This is a genomic window from Streptomyces luteireticuli, assembly GCF_041519305.1.
GTDB classification, from domain to species: domain Bacteria; phylum Actinomycetota; class Actinomycetes; order Streptomycetales; family Streptomycetaceae; genus Streptomyces; species Streptomyces luteireticuli.
Genome location: NZ_CP167929.1, coordinates 1 through 11,786, shown reverse-complemented (window position 1 = coordinate 11,786; position 11,786 = coordinate 1). Strand labels below are relative to the sequence as shown.

Genomic DNA, 11,786 nt, shown 5'->3' with positions numbered 1-11,786 from the left:
GTGAGGTCCGTAGCTCAGTTCGGTAGAGCGGCTCCACTGGTGAGTATGCAGGGGTTCAAGTCCCCTCGGACCGCGAAGTGTTGGTGGTGTGTCCCCTCCTGAGGCGCGGCCCAGTTGAGAGGGCACGCCACCGCACGGCAAACGGACCCGTCCGGCTGATCACTGGTCGGGTTGAAGAGGAGAGGACGCTCTCCTCGGGACGGTAGCTCAGTGGGAGAGCACCCCTGGGGGTGGTCGCGGGTTCGATTCCCGCCCGTCCACGATGTGTCGGCAGTAATGGTGATGTCCCCACGGATCCGGCCCTGCTGACACACGCCGCTCACTGCTCCTGGGGAGGGGCCAGCGGCGGCCCGGCCGCCGTCGGCCGGGGAAGGCGATGGGCAAGCCCCTTGCGGGGCCCTACCTGATCTGGTCCCCGGCCTGGCGGCGGGGAGGCCGGGGATTCGAATCCCGCCGGGGGTACGGACGTACCCGCGCGCGGGCACACCACGACACCGAACCGCCAGCGTGCTGCGCATGCGGCCTCGCCCCGCCCTCGCGAAGACACCCATGAGCTGCTCCACCCACATCACGGGCGAGACCGGCATCGACTTCCCAAAGCGGAGACATATCCATGACCAGCAACACAGCGCGCGCTGCCCAAGTTCAGCACCCTTGCCGGGAATTCGGAATACGGGTTCGTCTACCGGGGCTTGTCGCTGCGCGCCTATCGGCCGGTCGGTTTCGACCACGGCGGCCCGGTCGGCTACGGCTGGTCCGTGTTCTGGGAGGCCTCCGCCGAGTCCCGGGAGGAAATCACCGGCGGTTGGACCCGACGGGCCGACGCCGTTCGGCATGCGATGGACGCCATCGACGCGCGAGCTGCACGCAATGCGCTGGCTGTTGAGGGGAGTGCCGGGCCTCTGGCGCTGGGGGAACGTGCACGGTGCTGCGAGCACGGTCACGACCGGCACGCGCCCGGCCGCTACACCCCTACCCGGTGCACAGCGCGCGGCTGCGCCTGCGGCATGTACGTACGAGGACCGTTGGTGAGTGTGCTGGCTGGGGACGTCCCCGTGGGCGCGCGGGTGTGGGCGTACACCCAGCGGCACGGAGCGGTGGAACGGCGCGCGCTGCGCCGCGAGGAGGCGGCCGCGGCCGACGGTTCCCCGCTGGTGCGGCTGACGGTTGAAGGAGTCGACGGCCGGGAGCGGTGGGACTTCCAGGCGGGGGCGACGGTGTTCCTGCTGTCCGGTGACGTCCCTGAAGGAACGCCGATCGTCCCGTGATCGGCTGGGGACGGGGCGACGAACCGACGGCGGAGGCGCCGGGTGCGTGCGCCCCCGCAGGGTCCGTGCTCCATCCGTCGTCGCTGTGCGGCCCCGTCCCGAGGTGGGCCCGGAACCCCCTCTGACGGGCCTCTGAGGCCCGGAGGCCCTGGCCTTGTGGGCGGTGTGCCCGTGATGGCCCCGGGCCCGGAACACCGCGCGCAGGACGTCCTGTTGTGCCGCTTTCCCGGTCCGGTCAGCCCCCCGGGTGGGTGTGGCTGGCGTCCCGCTGCCGCCGTGCCGCTGTCCGGTGCGTGGAGGTGACGGCCCCCCCCCCGAGAACTTTCAACGATGAAGGAAGGTGATGGTGAGCATCTCTGCGTGTGATGCCGCCCCTGGTGCTGCGGCGGACTCGTTCGGCCGCCCGTACGCGAACGGTTTCCGGCCGGCGGTGCTGGAGTGGGACGGCTGGACGTGTGCCGACTGCATGGTCTGCGGCAGTGGTGCGGAGTGTGCCGACTGCCGGGCCTGTACCGAGTTCGCTTTTCCCTACCCGCCGCACTGGGCCCGGCCGTGGGAGGAAGGCATGCCGGAGCGCGGTATCGAGGCGTTCGGCGGCCCGGGCGGCATGTCCGCAGGGCGGCAGCTGGTGGACGACGGCGGCGACTGGGTGCTGATCGAGTTCAACCGTGATGCCGCGGCTACTGCCCGGGCGGCCGGGCACTGGGTGGTCGAGGCGGACATCCGCACGCTGGATCCCCGCCACCCCGTCCTGCGGGGCGTGCGCCGCTTCCACGGTTCCCCGCCCTGCCAGACTCTCTCCGGCGCGGGCAAGCGTGCCGGCTGGAACGCCGCCGAGATCTCCGAGCTCCAGTCGGTCATGTGGCAGGCGAGCGAGGCCTTCGGCTTCCTGGAAGTGGACGACCTGTGCAGCCTCTACGGCGGGCCGCACCACTACTCCGGCGACGTCATCGACGGCATGGAGGACCACCCCGACGCCGACGACGGGGGCGAGTACTGCGTGAGCGGCCACCTGCCCCCCTGCATGACCCCCGCCGAGTTCCGGGAGTGGGCGGCCTCGGCGGTCTCCGACGAGCGTACGGCGCTGATGGCCGAGATGCTGATATGGCCGATGTGCCTGGTGCAGATCGGCGCTCCGCTGGTGTCCGTCACCATGGAGCAGAGCGCGAACCTGCTCAGGCAGAGTCCCGCCCTGGCCGAGGCCATCCAGTCCGAGATGCTCAGCGTGGAAGGCTTCGGCTGGGACTGGTGCTCGTGGCAGGTGCTGGACGCGGCCGACTACGGCGCGGCCACGCACCGCGAGCGCGCCTGGATGGTCGCCACCCGCTACGGGGAGCCCCGCTACGCGGAACTCGTGGACGGCGACGAAGCGGCCGACGCGATGTGGGCGCACGTCCTCAAGCGCACCGGCCGGCTGCCGGACTCGGCACCGGAACTGGGCCGGCGGATCGAGCCCTACCAGGGGCGCCCCGCCCTGCCGAAGGTGACCGTGGCGGCCGCGCTCGGCCTCCCGGCGGACTGGTGGGCCGACACCCGCGGCAAGCGCGGGGTGAACCCCAGGACCGGCAAGCCCTTGGGTGGTGGGTCCTTCCCGCTCAACGACGTCGGACAGTGCGTCACCGCCCCCTGGTACGGCATCAGGTTCCGTCCGGCCCACGTCCCCCAGGGCGAGGGCACCACCACGATCACCGCCTCCGAGCTCGGCGCCCTGGTCGGCTTCCCCCGCACCTATCCGTGGACCTACATTCCCACCCGTGTGGGTGCGCGGGGTGTGCGGAATATCGCGCAGATGATCGCCGACGCGGTGAGCCTGTTTGTCGGCGCAGCTGTCTCTTCTGCGGTTCAGGGTGAGGACTGGTACCAGCCGGCGGCTACCTACCAGGCAGCGCTCTACCGGCTGGACGCGCCGGACCCGGGGCGGGCCGAGCTCCCTGCTGGGGCTGTCCGTGCTGTTCTGCCTGGTCCGCGCACGGAGTGTCGGGGGGTTGTGCAGCTGGAGCTGTCCGCGGCCTGACCGGTACTCACGACGGTTGCCGTCGGCCGGTGGCGGGGCATGTGCTGCTTGTTGCACTGCACCGTGCCGTCGTTGCCCGGCGGGCCTGTCGCGGCTGGTCCTGGCGGTCCTGGTGCGCTCCGGCCGCGGGCGGTGTGACGTGGGGATCGTGGGTCAGGGCTCGTTGTCCGTTCGGGTGTGCCGGGCCGGACGTGCTTGTCGTCATGGCACGCCTGTGCACACCGCCCCGCGTGTTGCCGGGTGGGTGTTCCGGCTGGTGTCAGGGTGGTGACGGTTCCCAGTCCTCCGGGCCGTGGCCGCGCCAGTCGAAGAGAGAGTCGTCGGTGAGGTCCGCGTCGGCGGCGTTCTCGTATCCGGCCCGTTCCAGGAAGACCGGGATGTCGGCCGGCTGGTAGGCCGTGCCCAGGTCGCGGCCGCCGTACGTCACCCGGCGCCAGCCGCGCCTGTCCGGCGGGTGGACGACCACTCGCTCCATGTCTCCATCGTTCGCCACGGCCGCGGGGCCTGCATCCGGGGGGTTTGTGAGGCGCGATCGCGGGCCCGCGGTCCTCTGGCGTCGCCGGTGCGTCCGTACGGGCCGGTGCGTCCTCGGGCTCGAGCGTGCCGGGCCTGCCGGGTGTCCGCTGCCGGGTCTGCCGGGCCCGTCGGCGGTCCGGCCGCCGTCGCTCTGCCGCCGCCGGCTCCTCGTCCGTCGTCCCGTGTCTGTGTGCTCGTCGTCGCGTGCCCGCGTCCTGTGCGCCCGGTGCTGCTGCTCCCCGCACCCCGTCCCGTTGTCCCGCAGGGCGTGGTGGTCGGTGTGGTCTGCTGGCGTGTTCGTGTGGTGTGTGGGGTGGGCTGGGGTTCGGGCGTGCAGTGCTGGCGTGGGATGTTGGTGTGTTGTCACCTCGTGGCCTGTGGCGTGTTGTGGTGTCGTGTTGCCTGGTCGGGCTGTGTGAGCGCGCTGTATCAGCGCGCTGTTATGCCGTGCTCGCATGTCGTGTGGTGATGGCTGGTGGCAGGGGCGTGTTGTGGTGGCTGGTCATGTTGGCGGGGAGTGCGGACATGCTGTGCCTGCTCGTCGCATCTGCTGGTCGTGTGGGCGTGTTTGTGGTGCGTGTTGGTCGTGTGCGGTCGTCTGGTGGTCGCTTGTGGTCGGGGTGTGGCTGGTTGTGGTCGGGGGTGCGGGTTCGCTGTGCCGTGCCCGCCGGGGCCGTTACGGTCCGGGGCATGACGGAGTTGAGGAAGAGGCTGTTGCCGACGGGGGAGTGTTTCTGCGGGTGCGGGGGTGAGGCGGAGATCGGGCGGTGGTTCGTGCGGGGGCATGACATCACGGCGGGTGCGGCGTTGCGGGCGGTGGAGGGGGTGAGCCTGCCGCAGCGGCTGGTCGACGCGGGGTTCGGGCCGGGCCGGTCGGTGGTGGCGCAGGCGGTGGAGCAGGCGGGCTGGGCGCGGTGCGCCGGCTGCGCCTACGCGGGCCCGGCAGCTGGGCTGGCGGCCCACGTGCGCGGAAGCGGGTGCGCCGCCGAGGACCAGGCGGAAGCCGAGTCCGAGTCCGGGCCGGAGGAGCCGGCCGTGGCCCGGGAGCTGGCGGGGGACGAGAACGCTCCCGCCGCCGGGGAGCTGTCCGCGCAGGCCTCCTCCGGGGGCCGGCGGCGCCGGGATCGGGCCGGTGAGGATGCCGGGCCGGTGCGGGCGGAGGCCGGGCCCGCTAGGGGGCTGCTGCTCCCGGGCCCGGATGACGAGGTGTGGAAGCAGGTGCCGCTGCATCTGCGGCAGAACCTGTCGAATGCCGCGTACCGGCTGGTGACGCCGGAGCAGGCGGTGCTGAGGGAGAAGGGGAACCGGGGGGTGCGGTTCGCGTTGCGGGCGGCCGGGCAGAAGCGGCTGTCCGGCCGGCACTGGCACGCGCTGCTGACTGCTCCGCGGGAGTCTTTCGGCAGCGCGCGCAGCGAGCGGGCGCAGAAGGCCTTCGCGGTCCTGGAGGAGGTGGTTGCCGAGTACCTCGCGCCGGCCATCGAGGGCAACGCTGCGGACGGGGCTGAAGACTCGGCGGTGGAAGCGCCGGCCGGATGAGCCGCCCGGCGACGCCCGACGTCCCGTCGCGCCCCGCGGGCAGGCCGGTGTCCCCGCCGTACGCTGCTCCCCACCGCGGAGACCTGCCCGGCCGGTGTTGCGGGGGATGCGCAACACCGGCTCGTGCCAGGTCTCTCCGGCTCTCGTGGTGCCCCGCCGCGAGGGCCACCGCTGTCTTCTTTTCGCCTGTGTATAATGGCGAGGACCCCATCCCCTGGGCGGGCCAATGCTTTCAGGGATGAGGCCCTCTACCAGCACCGTGTAGGGCTCCGACCGTCTAGGTCGGGGCCCTTCGGCTTTCAGGTCCTGGTCAGACCAGCTCCCGTACGGCCTTCACGACCGAGTAGAGCGGGCCGAACCAGCGGGCCCAGCGATACAGCCGGTCCCACCTGTCACCACGGTGTCCCTCCGGACCGCAGTCCATCGGTACCCCCCGCCCCCCTTCGGACTGAAGGTTTGGGGACATGTCGGTCCGCCTGCTGGCGAGCCCGTGAGCGCTGGGCCTGTCCAGCGCCCGCCCGGTGTGCCTGTTCCCGCTTTTGGTGTGGGGCGCTTGGCGGCCGTGGCGGAGGGGCCGGGTCTGTTGCCGCCGCTGCACGCTGCCCGGGCGGTCCCGGTCCCGGTGGTGCCTGCCGGGCAGTGGCAGGCGCGGCGCAGTCCCGGGCTGGTGTACGCGCGGATGTCGAACGCCGGGCGGGCCGGGCTGCTCCGGCAGTATCCCGGCTGTGAGTTGTGCGGGCGCAGGCCGTCGGCGGCCGTCGGCCATGATGGGCGGACGGGCTGGGTGCGCGGTGTGTTGTGCAGGAGCTACAACAGCTGGCTGGGGTCGGTGGAGGCGGCGCTGCGTGTGCCGCGGCGGCGGATGCAGACCCAGGCGGCGTAGCTGCATTGGCGGTTCGAGGCCGGCGGCACGGCCGCGCTGGCCTGGTACCTGGGGGAGTTGTCCTATCTGGGCGTGACCGGCGAGGAGTTCGCGGACGGCCTGCGGCGGGTACGCCGGCTGCTCTCGGGCACCGGCGGACGGTCCTCACCGCGTTCGAGCCGGATGACGGGGTGAACAGCCCTTTCCCGCGGGGCCTGGCCAAGGCCTTCGCCGGCGACGCCAGCGCCCTGTTCGGGCGGAGGCCCTGATGCCGCGTCCTGCTCGCGCCGGCCCCGTGCCGACCACCGCCGTGGGCAGCTGGCCGTGCTCCCGGGCCCGTGCCGCGCCCGTGGCCTGCCTGCCGCCGGGGGCCCGGCCGCCCCGCCCCGCCTGCTGCGCTGCGTCTCGTCCGTCCCGGGCCCGCGTCCTGCTGCTACCCCGGCCCAGGGCTCGGGCCAGGGTCCGGCTTCGCCGCCCGAGAGTGATGCCGCCGGAAGCCAGCTTGGGGGGGGCGGGGGAGAGAAGCAGTAGGCGAGGAGTGAGGTGGCCCGTGCGACGTGCGGGCTGTACACGGAAGGGGGGCGACCACCTTTGCATGAGGCCGCCCCCCCTCTCGTCGTCTTCAGTGCAGGCGTCCGAGGTGGATGACGCTGATACGGATTTGTTGGTCGCTGATCTCGTACATGACGCGGTAGACCCCGACGTGGATGCGCAGCAGGTCGGCGCTGCCGAAGGCTCCCTCAGGCCGTGGATCGTCGGCGAGATGGTCGACTGCGGTGAAGACCTGTCGCACGCCCTGCGGATCGTCCTTGGCGAACTTCTCCGCCTGGGTGAGGGCCTCGGGTTCCCAGATGATCTCGTAGGTCACGCCTCGGCTCCGCCGAAGATGCGGCGGAGTGCTTCGTCCTGCGGGACGCCGGCGGATTCGCCGCGGCTCTGCCGGGCGCGGTAGGCAGCCAGGGCCCGCATCTCCTGGAGCTCCAGAGCGTCGGCGGGGCTGACCAGTATCGCGATGGTGTGTCCGTGGTCGGTGATGGCGACCGGCTCGCGGGTGGCGCTGACCTCGCGGGCGATGGCACCGAGCCGGGCGCGGGCCTCGACGATCGAGTAGGTGGTCTCCGTCATGCACACCAGCTTACAGAAGTGCGCACATTCCGCCTGGTGCGGCCGGAGGCTGCCTCCTGGGGGAAGGGCTGCCGTGTGCGGAGGCCGGGCCTGGTTCGGCTCGGTTACGGGGTCGGCCGGTCGCGCGGGCTGGGGGTGATGCCGAGTTGCTTGAGGATCTCGTCGACGAGATCGGGGTCCGCGGGCGGCGTCTTGCCGTCGGCCGGCCAGGGAAGGTCGAGGAGATCGGGCTGGTGGAGCGCCGGGCCGGGCCAGGCGAGGTCGCGGGGCCGGTCCGTGTCGATCACGAGGGGCCGCTGTGTTTCCTGGGCCAGAAGGCGGGCCAGCGCGGGCGCGTTCCTGTCGGTCATGTGTGCCTGCTCGGCGAAGCCGAGCGCCAGAGCCGCAGCCAGACCAGGGGAGATTGAGGTCTTGCCTTCGCCTCCGCGGCGGAAGCTCTTGCCGTTCAGGTTCTCCTGGAGGATGCGCCGTGCGGTCTCCTCCGCAGGGCGAGCGGCGCCCGGGCTGGTGAGGGCGTGGGCCTGGGCGGTGGTCATGCCGGTGGCTGCGCGCAGGGCTTGGATGGTGCGGTCGGGCAGGTGGGCGGCGAGTTCGTCCAGGCGATGGGTGGCGGAGGTGCCGGGTTCGAGGCCGAGGAGTTCCATGGCCTGGTGCCGCTGGACGCCGGCCGCGGTGGCGACGCGCTGGACGTAGCCGGCCAGCGTTTCGGTGGGGCGGGGCAGGGGAGCGGAGGGGATCCGGGCGGGGAGGCTGCGCTGCCGGCCGGCGCGTGCGGCGACGGCTTTGCGGGCCTGGTCCAGGGTGGTGCCGGGGTGCTCGCGCTGGTACTTGCGTACGGCGCGGTCGAGCTGCCGGTTGCGGGGGTTGGTCATGACGGTTTCACGTCCTTGCCGGTCTGCTGCCCCACACGCGTCGGCCGGTCCAAGGGTGGATGAGGCCATGACGAAGTCGCTCGCGCGAGTCTGGGACGTCTGCGGTCCCCCCGGCGGTGTGGGCGTCGGGGCTGCGGACCGGGCGCGGCGCGGTTGCCCGATGGTGCACCAGCATCGTAGCGGCGGCATCGGGCGCACCCCAGAGGCAGACCACAACCCGAGCGCCGGCCCGTGTCCTGCTGCCCCCGGGCTTGGTGTTCGGGTCGTGGCCGCTGCGGCGCTGGGCTGGCCGGTCAGTGCTGCGCCCGGTGGCCGGTGTTCGGGCCGGGGGTCTGCGGCTGGTGCTGGCGGCCATGGCCTCGGGCGAGGCGATGGAGTTCCTCGTGGACGTATGCGCAGCTCTCGCGGGCGGGCAGCCGTGTGGTGTGCCCGGTGATCGGCCGTTCGTCCTCGGCCAGGGCCCAGACACCGGGGTCGGCGAGGTGCATGGGGCGTTTGCCGGCGTGCTGGGTGGCGGTGGTGATGCGGGTGCGGTCGCCGGCGGGGTCGCCGGGGATGATGAGCCGGCCGCGGGTGACGGTGCGCAGGCGGGGCAGGATCTTCTGCCACTCCCGCGCCGGCCCGCTCCCGGTGTCCGGCTCCGGGCTGGGGGAGAGGTGGGCGGTCGGCTGTACGCAGGCGTCGAGGAGCAGTTCCCCGGTGGCGGCGTCGGCGACGGCAATCTCCACGAGCATCTCCTCCCCGGTGCGCCTGCCCCAGCCCCCATCCCCGCTCGTGGCCTGGCTGTCGGCGGGCGGCGGCGCGGTCCTGGTGCAGAGCACGACCGCGGCGCCGGCCTGGGTGAGGGGGAGTGCCCAGCGGGCGCGTGTGCCCCAGCGGGTGCCGCCGAGGCGGATCACGGCGCGGTGGTGACAGGCCAGCGGGTCGGCGCGCAGCTCGTCGGCGACGGCCTCCGGTGCCGGCCCGCCGTGCCCGTCGCGCGTCCATTCCAGCTCCCAGATGCCGGTGAAGTTGTCGAAGTGCGCCCACACCTGGACCTGGTGGCGGTCGGCCAGGGCCGCGGCGAAGTGGTGCACGGCCTCGGCGCGGTCCGGTACCCGGGCGATGTACTCCCGCAGCGGGCTGGGCTGTCCGGGCCGCACAGCCCGGATTTCCTCCCAGTCGATGCCGGGCATCTCGCGCAGCGCTTCGACGTCGCGGGTGCGGTAGTAGGGGACGTCGATCCACCGGCGCCGCCCCACGCGGGCCTGGTCGACAGTGGCGGGGGTTACCCAGCCGGCCGTCACGACGAGCTTCCAGTCTGTGGGGCGGATCTCCAGCAGGCCGGCCGCCTCGTCGGAGCGGATCAGCCGGTCGCCGGTGATCCGCTCGCACAGCTCCTCGTCGGCGGCGAGGGCCTCCAGGCCCTCGAGCGGGTACCGGCCGCCGCGCCCGGCCGTGATGAGGCCCTCGGCGGCGGTCTGCTCGAGCTCGGGGCGGCTCCAGCCGAGCCGCTGCGCGGCCGCGTCCGGCGGCAGGCTCACCGCGCACCACGCCTGCCACTGCGCCTCCTGCTGCGCCTCGCGTTCGCCGCGCTCGGCGATGACCGCCTCGAGCGCGAGGCGCCCGTCCGGCGTCAGGGCCCTCGCGTCGCGGACCGAGTACAGGGGATAGCCGGAGTAGTCCCCGACCACCCGCAGGAAGCCGCGCCTGGCCAGTTCCGGCACGTCGTCGGCCGCGACGGCGAGACCGGTTGCCGGCGTGAGGATTTCCTCGGCGAGCCGGCGCGCGCCGAGCCCTTCCCGGTCGGCGATCGCCTCGCGCAGCTCTGCGACGCGGCCGGCGAGTTCGTCGGCCGCCTGCCGGCTCCACCCCTTGGTGGTGGTGCGCTCGGGGACGATGCCGAGCTCCTGGCCGCGGGTGACCATCCATGGCTCGATGCCGAGCTCGGCCGCGAGCTGCCCGCGGTTGACCACCGCCGGCCTGCCGTCCGCCGCGCCGGCCCGCTCGGGCGCCGCCAACCCGCCGCTGTTCGGGAGGTCCTGCTGCTGCGTCACATCCCACCGCCTTCACCGGACTTCGCGGCACCGAAAGGGGCGCCGCCGTCCCCGGGACCGTACTCCTCGCAACCCCGCCACGCAACCATGACACCCCATTTGACCTGCTGCTTTGTAACTTGCAAGTCTCCGCGCGAGGGGAACAGGCCGGGGGTCTCGGAGCTGTTGCCGGTGGCCTGCTGCGGCGCTGCTCTCCAGGGGCGGGCACCGGGCGCCGCACCGCTTCCCGGCCGGCCCGTGCTGCGCCCGGCCGTCGTCTGCCCCGGGGCCCGGCCCGCCGGCCTGCGCCGCGGGCCTCGCCGGCCGTGCGCTGTCAGCTGCTGGTGTCCCCGCCCTGGCCGGCGGTGCTGTCCTGCGCTTCCGGCGTGAAGTCCTGGGCGCGGGCGAGGCCGTGCTGCAGGCTGGCGCGCCAGATCTGCCCGGTGGTGGTGACGCAGGCGGAGAGGCGCTCATACTCGGCGAGCGGCCCGACGAGCTCCTCGTGGCCGGTGTCGTCGCGCCGGTAGCGGGGCGGGGTGATCCCGGGGTGCTCGTCGCGCCACCGGCGCAGAGCCTCGATCGCCTCGCACGAGGTCGCCCAGCACGCCGCTACGACGCGCTCCACCAGGGCGGTGTCCAGGCGAGCCGAGATCTGTTCCGGGAAGCCGCCGTCCCGCGAGCCGGGCCACCGCCCCTGATCCCACGCCTCCTCCGGCGCGGCCGGCCACGGGTGATCCCAGCCGCGCGCCCGCAGCTCCTCGCGTACCCCGTACTCGATCAGGGCGTCCCGGGTGTCCAGCAACAGCCCCTCCGCCCGCAGCCGCCGGAGCTCCGTCCGCCGTCGCGCCCGCACCCCCGCCGCTGCGCCCCGCGGCAGCCCGTACGTCCACCACTCGGGCGCCGAGGACAGCACCGCACTCCGGGCCTTCCCGGCCTCCAGCAGCTCCTTCAGCCGGGCCTTCGCCCCGTACCCCGCCGAGATCGTCACCGGGTACCTCGCCGCTCGAACCATCCCCACCCTCACCGGCCACTTTGTAACTTGCAAGGCTCGACACTGTACGCGCTCCCCGCCCCCAACCCAGCGCCCTTGCAGAGATCCTGAAGCAGCATCACCCCCACCACCGGGGACCCGGCCGGCCCGCTGCGAGTGCGCGAAGCGCTCCAAGATCACCAACAATACCCGCTACACTAAGTAACCAAGGCGCGAAGTGCCCAACCCCACTACAACAGCAAACCCCCCGCCGCTGCCAGCAACTCCGCAGCGCAGCGGAGGAGTTCACCCCCACAGTCACAGGGCGCGGAGCGCCCCGCCGGATCCCAACTCGGGGGCGCAGCCGCCCAACCCACTCCGCATCAACCACCCCAACTCCGAAGCACAGCACAGGAGTTGCCTCACCCACACCCCAGGGCGCGGAGCGCCCCACCCGCCCACAGCCCCCACCCCCACCCACCCCGGCGAGGGCCGAAGGCCCCGCCAACTCCCGGGCGAAGCCCGGGAGTTCACCGTACACACCCGCGAAGGGCCGAAGGCCCGAGCCCCCGGGCCGAAGGCCCGGGGGTTACCCGGCGTAGCCGGGA

At 73.1% G+C, this 11,786-nt stretch carries 10 protein-coding genes and 2 tRNA genes; 6 read left to right on the top strand and 6 right to left on the bottom strand.

Going from position 1 to position 11,786, the window contains the following annotated elements:
* The first annotated feature begins 3 nt into the window (after nt 1–3).
* The 4 genes from AB8735_RS38695 to AB8735_RS38680 all read left to right on the top strand — a co-directional run bounded on the left by AB8735_RS38695 (nt 4) and on the right by AB8735_RS38680 (nt 3,282).
* Nucleotides 4–74: transfer RNA gene (locus AB8735_RS38695), tRNA-OTHER, on the top strand.
* A 122-nt stretch (nt 75–196) separates the two neighbouring features.
* Nucleotides 197–262: transfer RNA gene (locus AB8735_RS38690), tRNA-OTHER, on the top strand.
* A gap of 766 nt (nt 263–1,028) precedes the next feature.
* Nucleotides 1,029–1,268, top strand: coding sequence for a hypothetical protein (locus tag AB8735_RS38685; protein ID WP_372412509.1), 240 nt, complete (start codon nt 1,029–1,031; stop codon nt 1,266–1,268).
* Between the two features lie 343 nt (nt 1,269–1,611).
* Nucleotides 1,612–3,282: a hypothetical protein gene (locus AB8735_RS38680; protein ID WP_372412508.1), complete on the top strand. Its 1,671-nt coding sequence runs from the start codon at nt 1,612–1,614 to the stop codon at nt 3,280–3,282.
* A 259-nt stretch (nt 3,283–3,541) separates the two neighbouring features.
* Here the strand turns inward: AB8735_RS38680 and AB8735_RS38675 are convergent, their stop codons facing one another.
* Nucleotides 3,542–3,757 carry a hypothetical protein gene (locus AB8735_RS38675; protein WP_372412507.1) on the bottom strand — a complete coding sequence of 72 codons (216 nt, stop codon included), beginning with the start codon at nt 3,755–3,757 and terminating at the stop codon, nt 3,542–3,544.
* 731 nt (nt 3,758–4,488) lie between these two features.
* Here AB8735_RS38675 and AB8735_RS38670 point away from each other — a divergent pair.
* Nucleotides 4,489–5,334: a hypothetical protein gene (locus tag AB8735_RS38670; protein ID WP_372412505.1), complete on the top strand. Its 846-nt coding sequence runs from the start codon at nt 4,489–4,491 to the stop codon at nt 5,332–5,334.
* A gap of 544 nt (nt 5,335–5,878) precedes the next feature.
* On the top strand, nt 5,879–6,217 hold the full coding sequence (locus AB8735_RS38665; protein ID WP_372412503.1) for an endonuclease domain-containing protein: 339 nt from the start codon (nt 5,879–5,881) through the stop codon (nt 6,215–6,217).
* 601 nt (nt 6,218–6,818) lie between these two features.
* Here AB8735_RS38665 and AB8735_RS38660 read toward each other — a convergent pair.
* The 5 genes from AB8735_RS38660 to AB8735_RS38640 form a co-directional block, all read right to left on the bottom strand.
* Nucleotides 6,819–7,064 (bottom strand): type II toxin-antitoxin system RelE/ParE family toxin, encoded by a 246-nt coding sequence (locus AB8735_RS38660; protein ID WP_372412502.1) that lies wholly within the window; start codon nt 7,062–7,064, stop codon nt 6,819–6,821.
* Nucleotides 7,061–7,321, bottom strand: a complete 261-nt coding sequence (locus AB8735_RS38655) for a type II toxin-antitoxin system Phd/YefM family antitoxin (protein WP_372412500.1) — start codon at nt 7,319–7,321, stop codon at nt 7,061–7,063. Before AB8735_RS38655 ends, AB8735_RS38660 begins: the two co-directional genes overlap by 4 nt.
* A gap of 104 nt (nt 7,322–7,425) precedes the next feature.
* Nucleotides 7,426–8,193 (bottom strand): TniQ family protein, encoded by a 768-nt coding sequence (locus tag AB8735_RS38650; RefSeq protein ID WP_372412499.1) that lies wholly within the window; start codon nt 8,191–8,193, stop codon nt 7,426–7,428.
* A 293-nt stretch (nt 8,194–8,486) separates the two neighbouring features.
* A complete protein-coding gene (locus AB8735_RS38645; protein WP_372412497.1) occupies nt 8,487–10,229 on the bottom strand; it encodes a hypothetical protein in 1,743 nt (580 codons plus the stop codon).
* 313 nt (nt 10,230–10,542) lie between these two features.
* Nucleotides 10,543–11,196, bottom strand: a complete 654-nt coding sequence (locus AB8735_RS38640) for a hypothetical protein (protein ID WP_372412495.1) — start codon at nt 11,194–11,196, stop codon at nt 10,543–10,545.
* Nucleotides 11,197–11,786 lie beyond the last annotated feature (590 nt).

Bases quoted from the DNA above. Each gene is read 5' to 3' on its own strand.
- AB8735_RS38680 (WP_372412508.1), top strand. From the start codon at position 1,612: ATGGTGAGCATCTCTGCGTGTGATGCCGCCCCTGGTGCTGCGGCGGAC.
- AB8735_RS38675 (WP_372412507.1), bottom strand. From the start codon at position 3,757: ATGGAGCGAGTGGTCGTCCACCCGCCGGACAGGCGCGGCTGGCGCCGG.
- AB8735_RS38670 (WP_372412505.1), top strand. From the start codon at position 4,489: ATGACGGAGTTGAGGAAGAGGCTGTTGCCGACGGGGGAGTGTTTCTGC.
- AB8735_RS38655 (WP_372412500.1), bottom strand. From the start codon at position 7,321: ATGACGGAGACCACCTACTCGATCGTCGAGGCCCGCGCCCGGCTCGGT.
- AB8735_RS38650 (WP_372412499.1), bottom strand. From the start codon at position 8,193: ATGACCAACCCCCGCAACCGGCAGCTCGACCGCGCCGTACGCAAGTAC.